This window comes from Sphingosinicella microcystinivorans, assembly GCF_027941835.1.
GTDB lineage: Bacteria > Pseudomonadota > Alphaproteobacteria > Sphingomonadales > Sphingomonadaceae > Sphingosinicella.
The window spans coordinates 831872-850481 of record NZ_CP116005.1; the positions used below are offsets into that span (position 1 = coordinate 831872).

13 protein-coding genes and 1 pseudogene are annotated in these 18610 nt (G+C 66.3%); 6 read left to right on the forward strand and 8 right to left on the reverse strand.

All coding sequences use genetic code 11. The features are described 5' to 3' along the window. Positions 1-2 precede the first annotated feature (2 nt). From PE061_RS04060 to PE061_RS04085, 6 genes are all read right to left on the reverse strand, one after another. Positions 3-1316 (reverse strand): CitMHS family transporter, encoded by a 1314-nt coding sequence (locus tag PE061_RS04060; protein WP_271257885.1) that lies wholly within the window; start codon positions 1314-1316, stop codon positions 3-5. 77 nt (positions 1317-1393) lie between these two features. Beyond that, complete coding sequence (gene acnA, locus PE061_RS04065; protein WP_271257886.1) at positions 1394-3931, reverse strand: aconitate hydratase AcnA; 2538 nt, start codon at positions 3929-3931, stop codon at positions 1394-1396. Beyond that, on the reverse strand, positions 3928-4731 hold the full coding sequence (locus PE061_RS04070; RefSeq protein ID WP_271257887.1) for a class I SAM-dependent methyltransferase: 804 nt from the start codon (positions 4729-4731) through the stop codon (positions 3928-3930). Before PE061_RS04070 ends, acnA begins: the two co-directional genes overlap by 4 nt. Next, positions 4728-5141, reverse strand: coding sequence for a cupin domain-containing protein (locus PE061_RS04075; RefSeq protein WP_271257888.1), 414 nt, complete (start codon positions 5139-5141; stop codon positions 4728-4730). Before PE061_RS04075 ends, PE061_RS04070 begins: the two co-directional genes overlap by 4 nt. Next, positions 5138-6211, reverse strand: a complete 1074-nt coding sequence (locus PE061_RS04080; RefSeq protein WP_271257889.1) for an isocitrate/isopropylmalate dehydrogenase family protein — start codon at positions 6209-6211, stop codon at positions 5138-5140. Before PE061_RS04080 ends, PE061_RS04075 begins: the two co-directional genes overlap by 4 nt. 84 nt (positions 6212-6295) lie before the next feature. Beyond that, complete coding sequence (locus PE061_RS04085) at positions 6296-8512, reverse strand: TonB-dependent siderophore receptor (protein ID WP_271257890.1); 2217 nt, start codon at positions 8510-8512, stop codon at positions 6296-6298. A 269-nt stretch (positions 8513-8781) separates the two neighbouring features. On the opposite strand from PE061_RS04085, the gene PE061_RS04090 reads away from it, so the two are divergent. From PE061_RS04090 to PE061_RS04110, 5 genes are all read left to right on the forward strand, one after another. Then, positions 8782-10338: a serine hydrolase domain-containing protein gene (locus tag PE061_RS04090; RefSeq protein ID WP_271257891.1), complete on the forward strand. Its 1557-nt coding sequence runs from the start codon at positions 8782-8784 to the stop codon at positions 10336-10338. 32 nt (positions 10339-10370) lie between these two features. Beyond that, positions 10371-11138 (forward strand): hypothetical protein, encoded by a 768-nt coding sequence (locus tag PE061_RS04095; RefSeq protein WP_271257892.1) that lies wholly within the window; start codon positions 10371-10373, stop codon positions 11136-11138. A gap of 106 nt (positions 11139-11244) precedes the next feature. Continuing rightward, the gene (locus PE061_RS04100; RefSeq protein WP_271257893.1) at positions 11245-13296 is read left to right on the forward strand and encodes a TonB-dependent receptor plug domain-containing protein; all 2052 of its coding nucleotides are present in this window, start codon (positions 11245-11247) and stop codon (positions 13294-13296) included. Positions 13297-13346: 50 nt separating this feature from the next. After that, on the forward strand, positions 13347-14975 hold the full coding sequence (locus tag PE061_RS04105) for a hypothetical protein (RefSeq protein ID WP_271257894.1): 1629 nt from the start codon (positions 13347-13349) through the stop codon (positions 14973-14975). A gap of 256 nt (positions 14976-15231) precedes the next feature. Then, positions 15232-16422 carry a carbohydrate porin gene (locus tag PE061_RS04110; RefSeq protein ID WP_271257895.1) on the forward strand — a complete coding sequence of 397 codons (1191 nt, stop codon included), beginning with the start codon at positions 15232-15234 and terminating at the stop codon, positions 16420-16422. Between the two features lie 54 nt (positions 16423-16476). Here PE061_RS04110 and PE061_RS04115 read toward each other — a convergent pair. After that, positions 16477-17397 (reverse strand): annotated as a pseudogene (locus tag PE061_RS04115) (TonB-dependent receptor); the annotation flags it as partial. Positions 17398-17421: 24 nt separating this feature from the next. Between PE061_RS04115 and PE061_RS04120 the strand changes: the two are divergent. Further along, positions 17422-17691: a hypothetical protein gene (locus PE061_RS04120; protein WP_271257896.1), complete on the forward strand. Its 270-nt coding sequence runs from the start codon at positions 17422-17424 to the stop codon at positions 17689-17691. Between the two features lie 192 nt (positions 17692-17883). Here the strand turns inward: PE061_RS04120 and PE061_RS04125 are convergent, their stop codons facing one another. Further along, complete coding sequence (locus PE061_RS04125) at positions 17884-18573, reverse strand: GntR family transcriptional regulator (protein WP_271257897.1); 690 nt, start codon at positions 18571-18573, stop codon at positions 17884-17886. Between the last annotated feature and the right edge of the window lie 37 nt (positions 18574-18610).

The window sequence follows — 18610 nt, forward strand, 5'->3', positions numbered from 1 at the left end:
CTTCAGGCGTACCAGGGGAACAGGCCGAGCACGAGGCAGGTGAGCATGAACACCGCGCACGCGCCGAGCGCCCATTTCATCGTGAAGCGCTGGTGGTCGCCGAGCTCGACGCCCGCGGTCGCGACCAGCAGGTAGGTCGAGGCGACGAGCGGGCTCAGCAGGTGGATCTGCTGGCCGACGAGCGAGGCGCGCGCGACCTCCATCGCGGAGATGCCGTAATATTCGGCGGAATGCGCGAGCACGGGCAACATCCCGAAATAGAAGGCGTCGTTCGAGATCAGCACCGTGAACGGAATGCTGACGAGCGCGGTGATCGGCGCCATGTAGGGGCCGAGCGCGTCGGGAATGAAACCCGTCACCGTGTTCGCCATCGCGTCGACCATCTTGGTGCCCGACAGCACGCCCGTGAAGATCCCGGCGGCGAAGACGAGGCCCGCCGTCGCGAGCGCGTTCGAGGCGTGCGCGGCGACACGCTCGCGCTGCATCTCCACCTGCGGATAGTTGACCATCGCCGCAAGCGCGAACGCGACCATGAACAGCACCTGCAGCGGCACGTCGCCGAACAGCAGGATGCCCATGAGCGCGGCGGTAAGTGCGGCGTTGAACCAGTAGAGGCGCGGACGACGCGTGGACGGCGTGCCGTCGCTGTCGGGCGTCGACAGGTCGAGCTGGCCGGGCAGCGGCATCACGACGCGCTCGGTGATGCCGAGGCGCTTGCGCTCGGCGCGGCCGAGCATCCACGCGGAGAACAGCACCCAGCCGGCCGTGGTGAGCACCGGCGGGATCAGCGACAGGAACAGCGCGCGCGGATCGACGCCGAGCGCGATCGCCGCGCGCGATGTCGGCCCGCCCCACGGCACGAGGTTCATCGCCGCGACCGCCATGATGAGGATGCAGGTGAGCACCCGCACATCCATCTTCATGTGCCTGTAGAGCGGCAGCAGCGCCGAGAGCGTGATCATGTAGGTGGTGGTGCCGTCGCCGTCGAGCGCGACGACGAGGCCGAGGATCGCGGAGCCCATCGTGATCCTGAGCGGATCGCCGTGCGCCAGCTCCACGACCTTGCGCGTCAGCGGATCGAAGAGGCCCGCATCGATCATGATGCCGAAATAGAGGATCGCGAACAGCAGCATCACGCCCGTCGGCGCGATCTCCTTGATCCCTGCGAGCATCATCTCGCCGAGGCCCGCCGAGAACCCCGCGATCAGCGCGAACGCGGTCGGCACGACGATGAGCGCGATCATCGCCGACATGCGCTTCGTCATGATCAGCGTCATGAACGTGGCGACCATGCCGAAGGCGAGAATGGAGAGCATCAGCCGGCGGTTCCCCTCAGTGCCCGCCGACGTGCGGGCAGTCCCAGTGTTTGCATCATCCTACGCGCCTTTGTCTTTCATGAAGCTGTCAGTGACGCGCGGAGCATCAGCGGCAGCAGGCCGCCGGCTTTCAGCACGCGGACCTCGGCGCGCGTCTCCACCGCCGCGCGCGCGGTGAAGGCGCGGATGCGTCCGTCGGCATAATGCACGCGCACCGCGCACGGCGCGGAGGGCGCAAGCACGTCGGCGGGCATGTCGATCTCGATGCGGTCGCCGGCGCCGAGCGCAAGCGCCGCGGGATGCGCGTCGGCGGGCAGCTCCAGCGGCAGGATGCCCATGTTGCAGAGATTGGAGCGGTGAATGCGCTCGAAACCCGCCGCGAGCACGGCGCGCACGCCGAGCAGGTACTGGCCCTTCGCCGCCCAGTCGCGCGACGACCCCATGCCGTAGCGCTCGCCCCCGACGACGACCACGGCCTGCCCTTCCGCCGCATAGCGCGCCGCCGCGCGCCACAGCGGCAGCACTTCGCCGCCCGGTGCATGGATCGTCGATCCGGGCGGGATGCCGGGAGCCAGCAGATTGCGCACCGACGGGTTCGTGAACAGCCCGCGCAGCATCACCTCCCAGTTGCCGCGCCGTGCGGAAAAGACGTTGAGATCGTCCGCCCGCTCTCCACGTTCGATGAGCCAGCGCCCCGCCTCGCCCACAGGCGGAATCGCGCCGGCGGGCGAGATATGATCGGTCGTGATGTCGTCGCCGAGCACGAGCAGCGGATGCGCCGTGTAGCGGCCAAGGCGCGGCTCTGTGTCCAGCGTCACGAACAGCGGCGGCCGCAGATAGGTCGAGGCCGCGTCCCACGGATAGACGGGTTCGGACGATGCGGGCAACGCCGCCCAAGCGGTGCTGGCTTCGGCGGCGGCATAGGCCGCATCGAAATCGCCGGGATCGGCAGCGGCGGCGAGCACGGCGTCGATCTCACCCTCAGACGGCCAGACATCGCGGAGGAAGACGGGTGTTCCGTCTCGCGCGATGCCGAGCGGGTCCGTTTCGATCCGGAGGTTGAACGCGCCAGCGAGCGCATAGGCGACGACGAGCGGCGGGGCGGCGAGATAGGAATCGCTGATCGCCTGATGGACGCGCCCGGGGAAGTTGCGGTTGCCCGACAGCACTGCGACCGGCCGCGCGCCTTCGGCGATCATCCCATCCATGCCCGGCGTCAGCGGCCCGCTGTTGCCGATGCAGGTGGTGCAGCCGTAGGCCACGATCGCGAAGCCCAGCGCTTCGAGCGGTTCGAGCAGGCCCGCCCGCTCCAGCATCGCGCCGGCCGCAGGCGAACCGGGTGCGAGGCTGGTCTTCACCCAGGACGGCACGGTGAGCCCGCGCGCGACCGCCGCGCGCGCCACAAGACCTGCCATGACGAGCAGACGCGGGTCCGAGGTGTTCGTGCAACTGGTGATCGCGGCGATCGCGACGGGGCGCTTGCCCGCGTCCGCTGCGGGCGCCGCGGCACGCGCGATCCGGTCCTGCGGACGGTGCGGCCCGGCGATGCTCGGCACGACCGTATCGAGATCGAGATGCAGCACGAGATCGTAATCGGGCGTCGCGTCCGGATCGAACCACAGCCGCTGACGGCGCAGATAATCCTCCGCCCGCCGCACATCCTCTTCGGCACGGCCCGTCGCGCGCAGGTAGGCGCTCACTTCGGCGTCCGGCGGGAAATAACCGGTCGCGCCGCCGAACTCGGGCGCCATGTTCGCGACGACCGCGCGCGTGCCCGCGGAAAGCGCGGCGACGCCGGGGCCGAAGAACTCGACGAAGCGCCCCTCGAGGCGTACGCCGCGCAGCATCTCGGTGACGGTGAGCGCGAGGTCCGTCGCCGTCACGCCGGGACGCAGCCGCCCGGTCAGGCGCACGCCGACGACCTCCGGCACGCGCAGCGTCACCGGCATTCCGAGCATGACGCTCTCCGCCTCAAGCCCGCCCACGCCCCAGCCAAGCACGCCGATACCATTGATCATGGGCGTATGGCTGTCGGTGCCGATCAGCGTGTCCGGGAACAGCCATTCGCGCCCCTGCGACGTGCCGCGGCTGACCACCGTCGCCAGCCGTTCGAGGTTGATCGTGTGCATGATGCCGGTGCCCGGCGGATGCACGTGCAGCGAGGCGAAGGCATTCCCCGCCCATTTCATCAGCCCGAAGCGCTCGGCATTGCGCGCCATCTCGGCGGCGAGATTGGCGGCAAGCGCGCCGCGCGTGCCGTAGCTGTCCACGGCGATGCTGTGATCGGTGGAAACGTCGATGCGGAGGCCGGGCGCGATCCGGCGCGGGTCCCCGCCCTCGGTGGCGACCACCGAGCGCATCGCGGCGAGATCGACGAGCGCCGGGCCGCAGGTCGTGTCGTGCATCAGCAGGCGCGCGGGCACGAAGGGCAATTCCACGGCCCTGTCGCCGCGCTCCAGCCACTGCGCCGCTGCGTGATCGGCATCGGCATCCTCGGTGCGGCGGCGCAGCAGGTTTTCGGCGAGGATGCGGTGCACCCACGGCATACGCTGCAGCCGTGCGCCGAGCGCGCGGGGCAGGTCCACCATCATCGGCTGCTCAGCCGACGGCATCATGCGGCCCCTGGCGCCTTGCGCGCGATGAACAGCGGAATCCGAAAGCACCGCTCGATCATGCCGCCGAATCCCTGTTCGCCGACCGCTTCGATCCCGGCCAGCACACGCGCGCGCATTTGCGGCTCCATGCGGCGAATCATCGAGAAGGTGGCGTAAAGCGCGCGCATCTCCGCCGCGGTCATCCGCACCGTCATTTCGTGCATCTGATGCCCGGCGTGCATGAATCCCGCTGCGCAGAGTTCAGCGAGGCGATCGTCCGTCCACAGCGAATAGTGCCGCTGCCCCGGCCCCCGAAGCGACGGCGGCGGCACCGCGTCTTTCAGGAGCGGCAACACCGCCCGGCTGAACAGATCATGTTCGGGATCATGGAGCACCGTCCACCACATCGCCCAGACACCGCCGGGGCGCAGCAGCGCGTGCACGATTCCGAGCCCGCGCGATGCATCCACCCAGTGGAAAGACGTGGCGGCAACGCCGAGATCGAAGGCCGCTGCGGGAAGCCCCGCCTCCTCGAGCGGCGCATTCACGATGCGGACACCGCCGCGCAGCTCCGCGAGCGCCGCCGCAAGCACGGGATCGGGCTCGACGAGGGTGAGCGAATTGATATTCGCCGCAAGCAGCCGCCGGCTCGCCTGCCCCGTGCCGGGCCCGATCTCGAAGACATCCGCGCCCGGCACGAGCGCGCCTTCGGCCGCAAGCGCGGCGTAAAGCGATTCCGGATAGTGCGGCCGCGCGCTGGCGTAGCTCGCCGCATCCGCACCGAAAATGCGCCGCCCGAGCAACTGGCTTTCCGCCGTCATGCCCGTTCGCCGTGCTCTTCGTCGATGCGCGTGGTGACGCCGGTCGCGATGATCGTCCGCGTCGCGTCGATCGACGCGTAGGTCCAGAAGATCTCCAGCGGCGCGCTGTCCGACACGTTGCGGAAGAAATGCTGCACGCCCGCCGGAATCCATGTCATGTCGCGCGGGCGCACGTCGTGCTCGTCGCCGTCGATATGAACGCGGCCGGTGCCGGAGAGCACGAGCACGCTTTCCTCGCAATTGTGGATATGGAGCGGCACCGCCGCGCCGGGGTCAATGACGGTGACGCCGTTCAGCATCTGCCGCGAGCCGACCTTCGCCGTCACCATCGGGCGCGTGCGGATACCGCCGCCCCGATCCTTCACGGCGAGCATTTCCGGCCGCAGGAGCGCGGGCGGGCGTGTCGTCATGGCTTGCCTCGCGCGCGAACGGCGTTGCAGACGGCCTCGCCGAATTCCGCCGTGCCGAGCGCGCCGCCGATGTCGCGCGTGCGCGTGGCGGGATTGCCCAGCACATCCTCCACCGCAGCTTCGAGCGTGGCAGCAGCCGTGCTGAAATCGCCCCGTCCGTGCCTGCGCCCGAACCAGTCCAGCAGCATCGCCGCCGACAGGATCAGCGACGTCGGATTGGCGACGCCCTTGCCCGCGATGTCGGGGGCGGAGCCGTGCTGCGCCTGCGCGACGCAGATGTCGTCGCCCGCGTTGATCGAACCTCCGAGGCCGAGGCTGCCGCTGAGCTCGGACGCCTCGTCGGAAAGGATGTCCCCGAACATGTTGGTGGTGACGATCACGTCGAACCGGTCCGGGCTGCGGATCAGCAGCGCCGCGGCGGCATCGACGATGATCTCCTCCAGCTCCACGTCGGGGAATTCGGCGGCGACCTTCCGCACCTCGCGCAGGAACAGCCCGTCCGACAGCTTCAGCACGTTCGCCTTGTGCACGGCCGTCACCTTCTTCCGGCGCCCGCGCGCCAGTGCGAATGCGGCGCGTGCGACCCGGGAAGCGCCTTTCGCGGTGATCTTGCGGATGGAGAGCGCCATGTCCTCGTCGGGCATGAACTCGCCGCTTCCCGCGTGCATGTTGCGGTCGGAATAGAAGCCTTCGGTGTTCTCGCGCACGATGACGAGATCCATGGGTTTCGGAAGGATCGTCAGATCAGGCCGCGAGCGGCACGGCCGGATGTTGGCATAGAGCGCGAAGCGCGTGCGAAGCGCCGCCGAAGGGTTGATGCCGCCCGCCTCGCGCGGCGGATAGTCGAAATGCGAGACGGGTCCGAGGATGACGCCGTCCATCTCCGGTATCCGCTCCAGAACCGCATCTGGCAATGTGGTGCCGGATGCAGCGAGGCTGGCAAAGCCGATGGCACGTTCCTCGATCGTGAGCGCAGTGCCGCATGTCTCTACCAACACCTCCAGAACCCGGCGCGTGGCAGCCGCGATTTCGGGGCCGATGCCGTCGCCGGGGAGCAGGAGCAGGTTCATGGCACTATCCGTTACACTCGACATGCACCGGCCGGTGTCGCCAGCAGGAAGACACCGGCCGGAAAGTAACCGCGCTATACGCGATCAGAACAGGTTGGCGGTCAGCGAGAACTTCACCATCGAAGGCGGGCCGAAGGCGATGAAGTTGCTGCTCGTCGAAGCGAAATACTTCTTGCCGGTGATGTTCTGCGCGTTGATGCGCGCGGTCATCCCCACGCCCCCGATCTCGAAGCTGTAGGAGCCGCCGAGATCGTAGACCGTATAGCTCGGAACGAACAGCGAGTTCTGCGGATTGATCGCGCGCGCGCCGGTGTAATAGGCGCCCGCGCTGATCGCGAGGCCCTCGACGAGCTGCGTCAGGCGATATTCGCCGGAGACCGACCACTGCGTCTTCGCCGTGTTCTCGATCCGGTTGCCGATCAGGGCGGCAACGGCCGTTTCTCCCTGCTTGGCACGCAGGGAAAGCCCGGACGCATAGATCGAAAGATCGGGCGTGATCTCGCCGGTGAGGCTGAACTCGAAACCCCGGTAGGTGGCTTCGCCGTCCTTCACGAAGACGTTCGCGGCATTGGTGTAGGTCAGCTCGCGCGTGATGTCGAAATAGGCGGCCGTGAACAGAAGGCCTTTCTTGGGTTCGACCTTGATACCGCCTTCATACTGCTTGGAATTGCTGGCCGGAAGGATTTCTCCGGAATTGACTGCGCTGAACGGCGCAGCCGGAGTCGATTCGAGACCCTCGATGTAGGTCGCGTAGGCGCTCGCCCATGCCACCGGCTTGAAGACGAGGCCACCCGAAAGCGCGACCGGCTTGTCCGAGTACGTCTCGCGCGGATCGATGACGCCCGGCGTGCCCGGATTGTCTCTCTGCGTTTCCTTGTAGATGGACTTGCGGACACCGAGAAGGATGCTGAACATGTCGTCGTTCGGCCCCGCGAACCGCATCCGGTCGAATGCATAGAAGCCGGTGTCCTTGATCGACGCATCGCGCGTGGGATCATAAGGTGTCGTACCAGCGAAACGGATGTCGGCGAGATCGACAGGATCGTAGAGGTTCTGGACGCAAGTGCTGGGAAGGCCGAGCAAGACGCAGTTGGCGTTGGTAGCGGCGGCGGGACCGACCCTTGGGACCGGCGTCGGAGAATACTGACGGCGAATGTTCTTGGACGCGCCGATCAGCAGTTCGTGGATGACAGGGCCCGTGGCGAACGTGCCGGCGAGCTCGATACGGCCGTTCTTGTTCCGGTAGAGCTGGCCGTCCGCCGCGTTCATCGTCAGGGTGCCGTTCCCCGTCACGGGATTGAAGTTGGCGAGCGTGCTGAAGCGGCGGTCGCGATCCACGTAGGAGATGCCGCCCTCGGCGGTCAGGTTCCACGCCGGCGTGATCGTCCAGGAAATCCGGCCGAGCACGTTCGTCGCGTCGGCGTAGTTCCGGAAGCCCCTGGTGCCCGGGTTGTTGGACGCGCGCGGCAGTTGCGGCAGCACGGTCAGCAGGCTGGCGGCAGCGGTCGGACCCTGCACCACCGTGGGTTCGGTCATCACCTTCCGGATGTGCTCCACATCGAGATTGATGCGGATGTTGTCGGCGGGATCGAGCTGGAACGCGCCGGACTGGAAGCTGCGATAGCCGCTTACGTTGTCGATGCCGGGATCGAGATTGCCGTACACGAAGTTGCCGCGCACGCCGAAGATGCCGAAAGTTCCGCTGGCGTCGACGTGGCCCTGCACCTGCCCGTATTCGTTGGCGTTCACGGCCACGTTCAGCAGCGGATCGAGCGTCGGCCGCTTCGTCGTCAGGTTGATGATGCCCGACGGCGTCGTGAAGCCGTAGTAGAGCGCGGACGCGCCCTTCAGCGCCTCGACGCGGACCTTGTTCTCGATCGGCAGGTCGATGAGGTTCACGATCGGCAGCGAGCCGTTGAGGCGGTAGTTGCCGCGGTTCTCCACGGGAATGCCGCGTATGGAGAGGTTGGCGACGACGGTCGGGCTGGTCTGCGAGCTGGTGACGCCCGGCGAGTTGCGCAGCGCGTCGAGAATGTTCTGCGCCTGCTGCGACTTCAGCACCTGCTCGGGAATGACGCTGACGGTGAGCGGCGTGTCGATCTGGCGCGCGCCGCGGAAGCTGCCGGCCTGCACGAAATCCGCGCTATAGCTGTCCGGACGGTCGGCGGTGACGACGATCTCCTCGAGCGCCAGCCCCGCCTGCGTATCCGATTCGGCCTGTTGGGCCGTCGCCTGACCGGCGGCGGCCATTGCAATTCCGCTGACGCCGATTCCGGCGATCCATTTCCACTTCGTGGCCATTTTCTGCACCCCTTTTTGACCCGCCCCGGTGGAGAGCGGGAGTTTCCCCATGTTCGGGCGCGCCCGAACAGCACGCCGCGACCCGTTCCCCGGACAAATGCGAGTCCCCGCCCGATGGACGAAGACCAAGGTGCCGGTGACAGGCTGACGATAGACCGCCTAGCTGTCACAAACCTGTCTCGCCCGTGTCGCCAGGACGACAGCTTGGCGACAGACTGGTTTCCTACGTTACACTGGAGGTCGGCATCGCCTGCCGGGGGGAGACAGCATTGAAGACAGCGGGATCAAATGCAGGCCTTTCGCGGCGCCGCTTCACCGGACTGACGCTCGGCGCCGCCGGGCTGTTCGCCCTGCCGGGCCTTGCGGCGTGCGCGCGGTTGCCGACGTCCGGGGCTTCGCCCGTCGACGGCCTGCCGCGCAGCCGCCCGGAAACGCATGGGGTCGACCCGCAGGCGATCCTCGCCTTTCTCGACGAGGTCCGCGGCGCGGGCCTCGAGCTGCACAGCTTCATGCTGTCGCGCGGCGGCGACGTGATTGGCGAAGGCTGGTGGGCGCCCTACCGCGCGGACCGGCCGCACATGATGCACTCGCTGACCAAGAGCGTCGCCGTTTCGGGCGTCGCCATCGCGATGGACGAGGGGCTGTTCGGCATCGACGACAAGGTGATCTCCTTCTTCCCGGACGAGCTTCCGGAAACCGTGAGCGACAACCTCGCTGCGATGACGGTGCGCGACTTGCTGACGATGCGCACCGGCCACGCCGAGGAGATCTCCGGCTCCGTATGGCGGCAGATCAGGACGAGCTGGGTCGCGGAATTCTTCAAGGTGCCGGTGGTCCACAGGCCGGGCACGCGCTTCGTCTATTCGAGCGCGGCGAGCTTCATGCTCTCCGCCATCGTCACGAAAGTGACCGGCCAGACGCTCCGCGACTACATGGAACCGCGCTTCTTCAAGCCGCTCGGCATCGCCGGGCTCAGCTGGGACGTCGGCCCCGGCGGCATCAATCCGGGCGGCAACGGCCTCACGTGGAAGACGGCCGACGCGCTGAAGCTCGGAATGCTCTACGCGCAGAAAGGCCGCTGGAACGGGCAGCAGATTCTCTCGCCGGAATGGGTCGAGGGGGTCAGCAAGCCGCAGGTCGCCGAAGGCGAATACAGCTACCAGTGGTGGATCGGCGCGAACAACACCTACTATGCGGTCGGCCTGTTCACGCAGATGGCGATCGTCTTTCCCGATCACGACGCCGTGCTCGCGGTGACGGGCGCGATCCGCAAGAGCGAGTTGCTGACGCCGATCGTCGACAGGCACTTCCCCGCTGCCTTCGGCGCCATCGGCCTGCCGCCGAACGACAAGAGCTCCGCCGCGCTCGCGGAGCGAACGCAGTCACTCTCGCTACTTCCGGCGCTTCCCGCCACCATGTCGCCGGTCGCAGCGCGCATTTCAGGCCGGCGCTTCAAGGCCGCCGAAAACGCCGAGGACATCGAGAGCTTCGGTTTCACCTTCGCGGGCGACCGCTGCCGCTTCACGATGCGCGACGCGCGCGGCGAGCACAGCGTCGATGTCGGCCTCGGCCGCTGGATCGAGGACCACACGAGCATGACCGGCAACAAGCTGCACCACCAGTACCAGCCGGATTCGATGCTCGTCGTCGCGGGCGGGCGCTGGATCGCGCCGGACACGTTCGAGATGATCTGGCAGTTCGCGGAAACCGCCTTCCGCGACACCGTCGTCTGCCGCTTCGAGGGCGACGCGATGACATTCGACCGCAGCGTCAACGTCAATTCGGCGGCGCTGTCGCTTCCCACTGTTCACTCAACGCTGGTCTGAAAATCATGCACCTCATCCTGTCGCGGCCACTCATGGCCGCTCGCGCTCTCATCGCTGCGCTGGCGATGCTCGTCCTTTGCACCATCGCCCTGCCGACCGCCGTCCACGCGGAAAGCGGCCCCAAGAGCCTGCTCATCACCTACAAGAGCACGCCCGCGAACCGGCCCGCGTTTCGCCAGTATCTGGAAGGTGCCGGGACCACACGTTTCGAAGCGCTGAAGAAGGCCGGTAGAATCGCGGACTACCAGTTCCTGTTCAACTGGTACAACGACACGCTGACGTGGGACGCGATGGCGATCATCCGGTTCAGGGACTATGCCGACGTCGCGCACTGGAAAACGCTGGAGCGCACGTCGCCGGGCGGCCTCGACGCGAAGGGTCTCGCGCTCGGTGAACCCGTTATCACCGTATCGGCCGATCTCTTGTGGGAGGACGGCGCCGCCGCGCCGCCCGCCAGCGACCGCGTATTCTATGTCATCCCCTACGAGTATCGCGAACTCGCCGAATACAGGAAATACGTCGACGGATACGTCATCCCGCAGGTGCAGGGCTGGATGCGCGAGGGCATCCTCTCGCGCTACCGCATCTTCCTCAACCGCTATCCCGTGGGCGCATCATGGGACGCGCTGTTCGTCTACGAGTACAAGGACATCGACTCCTTCGGACAGCGCGAGCCCACGATCGCAAAGGTGCGCGAGCCGCTGCGCAAGAAGCCGGAATGGGCCGCGCTAAACGCGATCAAGCAGCAGATTCGCTCGGAAAGCGAAAACGTGATCGCGGACGACCTCGCCGGACGGTGATCCGGCCCGCGCTTCACCTCTGACATTTTCCTGACGCCCGCTGCCGGACGCACGTCAGGCACGTTCAGGCAAAAGCCCCCGTCACCATGCCAGGGGGCTCACGCGAATGTTCCTGTCTTTTCCATCCCGCCGCGCGGCCGCCGCCGTTCTTCTGATTTCCATGCAGGCCACCGCTGCGGCCGCAGCCGGCGACGCCAGCAGCGTGACGGCGTTCGAACCCGCCTATTTCGCGAGCGCGCAGCCTGCCTCCGCGCTCGACATCGTGAAGCTGGTGCCGGGCTTCCGCCTCGAAGAAGGAGACAGCGAGCTTCGCGGCTATGCCGGCGCGAGCGGCAATGTCCTCGTCGACGGACAGCGCCCGACGAGCAAGGAGGATACGCTCGAGGACGTGCTGAAGCGCATCCCGGCGGCGAGTGTGGACCGTGTAGAACTGATCCGCAGCGGCGCGGGCTACGACATGCAGGGATACACGCTGCTCGCCAATGTCGTGCGCAGCAACGCGCAGTCTCTGAGCGGACGGATCGAAGGCAGCTACGCGAATTATCGTCATGGATACGAGGCGCCGCGGCTCGCAGGCGAGCTCCGCCATGTCGCGGGCGCCAATGTCCTCGACCTGTCCGGGGCCGTCTACCGGGAGATCGACGACGAGCACGGCTTCGGCAGCCGGAACCGCCATGCCGGGGACGGCACGCCCGTTCGGCTCGGCCGCTACGATCAGCCCCAAGGCAACGACATCCGCGAAGCGCTCGGCAGCTACCAGCGGCCCCTCGCCGGCGGCACGGTGCGCGTGAACGGCCTCTACAAGATGAAGAAGATGTTCGCGAACATCGGCGAGCAGGTGACCTTCCCCACGCCCTATGACGCATCCGGCACCGAGCGCGTGAACACCGAGGCGACGGAAATCGGCCTCCGCTACGACCGCTCCGTCGGTGCGCGCAGCCGGATGGAGCTGCTCGCGCTGCGCCGGACGACCGGTATCGACGGCGTCGACAGGTCCCATGCCCCCACCGGCAGCGATGCGACCTTCGAGAACTCCGACGCGAGCGAGACCATCCTGCGCGGCGTGCTGCGCCGGAAGGCCGGGAACATCTCGCTCGAAGGCGGGCTCGAAGGCGCGTTCAACACGCTCGACAGCCACAGCGCGCTCGAGGAGGACGGCATCGCCGTTCCCCTGCCCGCCGCCAACGTCCGCGTCGAGGAAAAGCGGGCGGAGGCTTTCTTCACCGCGGCTTGGCACGTTTCCGGCGCGCTGACGGTGGAGGCCGGCAGCCGCTACGAGACCTCGACGCTGACGCAGAGCGGCGACAGCGCGCTCAGAAAATCACAGTCGTTCGTCAAGCCGCGCGTGCTCGTCCGCTGGGCACCCTCGCCGCGCGACGAGATCCGGGCGCTCGTCGAACGCTCCGTGGGTCAGCTCGATTTCGCCGACTTCGTCAGCTCGGCCTCGCTTACGGGCGGCACCGTCACCGCGGGCAACAAGGACCTGGAGCCCGACAGCCTCTGGCGCGCCGAGCTCGCATGGGAACGCCGCATCGGCAAGGGCTCGGTGGTGCTCACTGCACGGCAGGAAGCGATCAGCGACGTCGTCGACCGCATCCCGGTCTTCACGGACGAAGGCACCTTCGACGCCGTGGGCAACATCGGCAGCGGCCGCCGCCGCGAATTGCAGCTCGATTTCAACCTGCCGCTCGATCCGCTGGGGCTGCCGGGGGTCACGCTGCAGGGCAACGGCCTGTGGCGCCGCAGCCGCGTCACCGATCCCGTGACCGGCGAACGCCGCCGGATCTCGGAGGATGAACCGCTCGAAGCCAAGGTCAGCCTCACGCACGACATCGCGCGGTGGCACACGCGCTGGGGCGTCAACTACGTACTCGCCGAGAAGGAAACGACGTTCAAGATCGACGAGATCGAAACCGACCGGGTGCCGGACCGGGTCGACGCTTTCGTGGAATACAAGCCGGATGCCGCGTGGACGCTCCGCGCCTTCGCAAAGAATATCACGAGCAGCCCGGTCGTCCGCACGCGCAGCATCTACGACGGGCTGCGCGGATCGGCTCCGCTGCGCTACATCGAACGGCGGGAACTCAACAGCGGTCCCTATGTCGGCGTCACGATCCAGCGCACGTTCGGCGGCCGAGCGGCCATGCAAGCTTCCTGACAGTTGCGTCCCGTAAGGTCGCTGCGATCATCTGGAGGGGGAAGCGGACCATGCGGTGGAACATCTATGCCGGAGCGGGCCTTCTGCTGCTGTCGGCGGCGGCAGGGTCCAGCTCTGCGAAAGCTGCCGACCGCTTCCCGCCGCCCGACTGCGAAACCCATGTCGCCTACGACCGCGACATGGTGCTGCCCGGCTATCTGATCCCTTCGAAAACCGGCACGAAGGTCTGCGTTCCGTTCACGACGGTCGGCGCACGGCCGCCGGCGGGCTACGCGGGCGATTTCTACGTCGACGAATTCTCCGAGCCCGTGCTGCGCGCGCGCTGGCTCCAGTGCAAGGCCGATCCCGTCTGCGTGGCGCGGGTCACGTCCGTCGTCAACGGCCGGAAGCCGCCCAACCGCGAGCAACGCATCACCGATCCGCATCACCGCCACCTGCTCGGCAAGGTGGATGAAAGCGCCGATCTCGACCTCGCCGCGATCCGCCGCCCGGCGTTCTTCGCTGCGGAGCCTTACCGGGAACCGATCGCCGCCGCCGAGGCGAACACCTACACGGTCGAATTCACTGCGCCCGCCGAGGCGCACGAACGCATCCACAAAGGTCTCGAAACGCCCGTCAAGCTGCGCGGCTGGTATCTGCAAGGGCGCGGCGTGCCGGGCGCGAAGGGCCGCAAGGTCCGTGCGCTCATCGTGATGAGCGGCGGCGGCGGCACCCGCCTCGCCGCGATCGACCATCCCGAGGACCGGCTCTACAGCATCCATCCCGAAACCGGGGAAACCGCCATCAATTCCTTCCCGAACACGCGCACCGGCTCGCCCGGACAGGCGGGATGGCGCTCATTGATGGCGATGTTCAACGCCGCCGGCTTCGACGTGCTCGCCTACGACCGGCGCGGGGTCGGCGTCTCGAGCGGCTACAGCGACACCAACACGCTCCAGCAGGGCCGCGACCTGCTGGCGGCGCTTGCCAGCCTGCGCTCGGGCGAGGGCCTGCGCGCCCTGTCGCCGAAGGGCAAGCTCGCCACGGGCGCCGAGGCCGCCCGCGCGCTGCGCGGCAAGGCCGCGGAGCTGCCGACGCTGCTGCTCGGCAACTCGCGCGGCACGATGGCGAGCGGCTGGGCGATGACGATGAATTTCGACAGGGACTGCAGCTACGACCTCGCCGAGATCGCCTGCGCGCCGCCTCACCGCGACCCGTCGATCAAGGGCGCGCTGCTGATGTCGGAGTTCACCAGCGGTCCCGGCTTCGTCTCTGCGACGCCGACGCCGGAAGACGAGGGGCGCGGGCTCGGCAAGGATCGCGGCCTGTTCATCGGCGCGAGCCAGATCGAGCACAACGTCGTGTTCTTCCCAGGCTCGGCGATCCTCGCCGGCATGAAGACGTGGCCTGCGGCGTTCTTCGTGCGCGGGCTCTGGGACTACGCGGCCAGCCTCGAAGGCACGATCGCCTCCTACGACCGCGTGCGGGGCCTGAAGGAGCTGGTCGTCGTGCGCGGCCCCCATCCGTTCGAAACATGGCCCGAGGCGGAAAAGGAACGCGTCCGCAACCGTATGCTCGCCTTCGCGCTCGCGGCGATCCGCGGCGAACGCCATGTTCCGGGCGCGCGGAAATGGACGACGATGAAGGACCTCGTCGCGACCACCGAAGATGTCTGGGAGCCATCGTCGGCGCCGCGGTAGCGGCAATCTCCGACGGCTTTCATGCTGTAATCTGTCGACCCGAACCAAATTTCGTTGGATGATGGTGAATAGTCATCTTCAATTTCGATGACGGCAAATGAAATCGAAAATCATTCGCAGAAACAAGAACAAGTTTTTCTGGGAAACAGCAAATCATAACAGTATCGACTAGAGCCCGGTATGCCGGGAGCCGGGCGGAGAACGCTCGGTATTCCTATTTATACTGCAATTGATTTGCAAGTTTGGGAGGAATTTTATGCGTTCTTTGGTCGCGGGCGTTGCGGCGTTCGCCTCGCTTCCCGCTTTTGCCTCGGAAGGCCACCTTCCGCACAGCCACACGCACAGCCGCGGAGAGATCGACGAGAACCAGGGGCCGCTGCTGCTTCAGGCGACCTACACGGGCGAGGTGATGTCGAACGCCTCCGGCGGCATCAGACGCGGCAGCCGCTATCTCGACAATCTCGACCTCGTCGCCGAGGCGGACCTCGAGGCGCTTGCCGGATGGAAGGGTGCCAGCGTCCACGTCTACGGCCTCTACAACAACGGCAAGTCGTTCAGCGACCTTGCCGGCGATGCGCAGACGGCGAGCAACATCGAAACCGGCGTGCGGGCGTTTCGCCTCTACGAGGCATGGATCGAACAGGCGTTCGCGGGCGGCTCGCTGAAGGTTGGGCTTTACGATCTCAATTCCGAGTTCGATTCGCTCGACGCGTCCGGCCTGTTCATCGGCAGCCCGCACGGCATCGGCACGGATTTCGCGCAGACGGGCGAAAACGGCCCGTCCATTTTCCCGTCGACCTCGCTCGCCGCACGGCTTTCCATCGAGTCCGCCGCAGGCTGGGTGGTGCGTGCAGCCGTGCTCGACGGCGTCCCCGGCGATCCCGACCATCCAAAACGCACCGCGGTGAAGCTGGGGAACGGCGACGGCGCGCTTCTCGTCGCCGAAGTCGAGGCCCCCTTGCCCCACGGACGCCTGCTCTTCGGCGGTTGGCGCTACACGGCGCGTTTCGACGATCATGCCGGGAACAGCGGGCGCGGCAACGACGGCCTCTACGTGCGCGGCGAGACGGCGCTGTTCGAGGAAGCGGGCGACCCCGCGCAGGGCCTCGCCGCCTTCGCCCGCCTCGGCATCGCCGATGGGCGCTTCAACACGTTCAGACGCTTCGCGAGCGCCGGCCTCAACTATACGGGTCCCTTTCGCGGCCGCGATGAGGATCAGCTCGGCCTTGCGGTCGCCGCCGCCTTCACCTCGGATGCCTACAAGCGCGCGGTGCCCGCGAACGACGCGGAGGTCGCCTTCGAGCTGACCTATCGCGCCCCCGTCGCCTCATGGCTCTCGCTCCAGCCGAGCGCCCATTACATTATCAATCCGGGCGCAGACCCGAGCGTGCGCAGTGCGCTCGCCTTCGGCCTCCGGGCGGAAATCTCGTTCAATATTCTGGGCTGAGAACAGCAGCGCCCGGCCCGCGCACCCTCGATGCGCGGGCCAAAGCAGCCATAACTAGAAGCGCGCGCGAACGCCGACGTAATATTTACGCCCGATCACGTCGTAGATCGACGCGTTGGTCGCCGAGTTCGAAATGAAGTCGATCGGTGCAACCGGGGGTGTCCGGTCGAACAGATTGTCGACGCCAGCATAGATCTCGGCACCGCTTCCGATCACTCCGTCGAGCTTGTACTTCGCCGACATATCCACATAGACCACCGCACCGATGCTGTTGTCTTCCTTCGACAGATCCTCGGGGCCGAACGTGACATCGTAGAGACCACCATCGATATAGCGCGCCTGCAGGAAAGCACCCCAGCGATCGGCTTCGTAGTTGGCCGAAAGCGTTGCCTTGAAATCCGGCATACCGCCGGCGTTACGCCCACCGACTTCGCCCGCGACATCGATCAATGCACCGCCTGTCGGCGCGATCTTCTTGTGAATGAGATAGCTCGCCACCGCACCGAGACCCAGCGTGCCGTTGCCAAGGCCGGTTGTGTAGCGCGCCTCGAAATCGAGACCCCGCAGCTTATAGGCGCCGAGGTTCAGATTCTGCTGACGAACCTCTACGAGTTGATCGTCGGCATCCAAGGTGACGAACTCGCACATTGCCGCCTCGCCGCGATGGCAGCGGTTGACGATGTCCTGCGCAGAGAGCGATCCGATGGCTCCCTTGAGATTGATATCCCAGAAATCAAGCGAGGTACGGAAGCTTCCCAGTGTGAGGACCGCACCGACCGTCTTCGTGGTCGCCCGTTCCTCGGTGAGGTTGGGGTTGCCCGAAAGCGGAACGCGAACCAGCGACGTCCCGTCGATATCGTCGAACGGATTGTCGAGATTGGCGAACAGGAGCACGGTTTCGACAAAGGTTTCGCCGATGCTGGGCGCACGGATGTCACGGGAGATCGTACCACGAAAGCGCAGGAAATCGGTTGGCTCGAAGGTGAGGCGGGCGTCAGCGTGCCGGTGAAGGCCGGAATTTCGTTGATGACGTTGGCGACGTTCGTGGTGCCGCGCTGGTCGATGAGTTCGGCGCCGAGCGCCTGCACCGGCGTAGGCGCCTCGAAGTTACCCTTGATGCGCGTTCCGGTGATCGTGATCATCTCAGACTCGGCAGCGGCATCCGCCTGCGCTGCGCTCTCGGCCGCCGTCTGCGCCAGAGCCGGAACTGCCACGGCCCACAATGCAACACCTGCCAAGCTGTTGAATCTGGATGTGAATATCATCTGATTTCCCCTTTTAAATCCCTCGGTTCCGCTGAGTTTTCAGCGAAGCCTCAGTTGATACATCATTCCTGATTGGAAATAAAGCAGCCTTATTGGAGATTTTTCTGACATTAAGGCCGCCTTATTTCGGTTGAGAAACCACGCGTCAATGCCCGCGCGGTCGCGCGGCAAAGGCGGCCCGGCGCTTCCTTCCCCGTCAGAGGTTCAGGCTGTGCTCGTTGAGTTTGGCGTGCGAGAAAATCGCGTTGAGAACACGGTCTTCGCAGGACGAGATCATCATCAGCGTATAGCGCCGAATCTCGTCGGTCTGGTTGTTCTTCACGAGTTCGAGCAGGATTTTGTGCTGCTCCCACGGGAACGGCATGGATTTCGTGAGCTTGATGTAGATCCAGTAGATCCGCATGGTCGTTTCCTCGAGCTGCCGGGTCCAGCCTATCAGCAGCTGAAACTGCGTCTGCTGCGCGATATAGACGTTGAAATCCCGGTTCGCTTTCAGAGTCCTGAGCGCATCCGCATCTGTGGAGATCGGGCCTTCGTGGTAGATCGCGTCGTTCCGGCGCTTGAATTCGGCCTCCTCGATCTGCGGCGAGATCATCGCCAACACGCTCGGCGCGATCATCTTGCGGAGCGTGAAGTTCTCCTTCACGTCGCGCAGCGTCAGCGGCGCGATCCGCGTGATCCGCGGCGAGTTCGAGATCATGAACTGCTGTGCGGTCATCTGCTCCATGGCGTTGCGCGCCGCCGTGCGGCTGATCCCGAACATGCGGGTCAGGATATTCTCGGACACCTTCTGGCCAGGCGCGAGGCGCTGCGTGACGATCGCATCCATGATCCGGTCGAAAACATCGAGCGATTCTGTTTCCGTCTGCTGGTCTGCCATCGTCATCCTGAATCGGGTTTCCGCACTCCCCGAGTGGTACAGC

Bases quoted from the DNA above. Each gene is read 5' to 3' on its own strand.
- PE061_RS04105 (WP_271257894.1), top strand. From the start codon at position 13,347: ATGCGGTGGAACATCTATGCCGGAGCGGGCCTTCTGCTGCTGTCGGCG.
- PE061_RS04070 (WP_271257887.1), bottom strand. From the start codon at position 4,731: ATGACGGCGGAAAGCCAGTTGCTCGGGCGGCGCATTTTCGGTGCGGAT.
- PE061_RS04085 (WP_271257890.1), bottom strand. From the start codon at position 8,512: ATGGCCACGAAGTGGAAATGGATCGCCGGAATCGGCGTCAGCGGAATT.
- PE061_RS04110 (WP_271257895.1), top strand. From the start codon at position 15,232: ATGCGTTCTTTGGTCGCGGGCGTTGCGGCGTTCGCCTCGCTTCCCGCT.
- PE061_RS04080 (WP_271257889.1), bottom strand. From the start codon at position 6,211: ATGAACCTGCTCCTGCTCCCCGGCGACGGCATCGGCCCCGAAATCGCG.
- PE061_RS04095 (WP_271257892.1), top strand. From the start codon at position 10,371: ATGGCCGCTCGCGCTCTCATCGCTGCGCTGGCGATGCTCGTCCTTTGC.
- PE061_RS04075 (WP_271257888.1), bottom strand. From the start codon at position 5,141: ATGACGACACGCCCGCCCGCGCTCCTGCGGCCGGAAATGCTCGCCGTG.
- PE061_RS04100 (WP_271257893.1), top strand. From the start codon at position 11,245: ATGTTCCTGTCTTTTCCATCCCGCCGCGCGGCCGCCGCCGTTCTTCTG.
- PE061_RS04125 (WP_271257897.1), bottom strand. From the start codon at position 18,573: ATGACGATGGCAGACCAGCAGACGGAAACAGAATCGCTCGATGTTTTC.
- PE061_RS04060 (WP_271257885.1), bottom strand. From the start codon at position 1,316: ATGCTCTCCATTCTCGCCTTCGGCATGGTCGCCACGTTCATGACGCTG.
- acnA (WP_271257886.1), bottom strand. From the start codon at position 3,931: ATGATGCCGTCGGCTGAGCAGCCGATGATGGTGGACCTGCCCCGCGCG.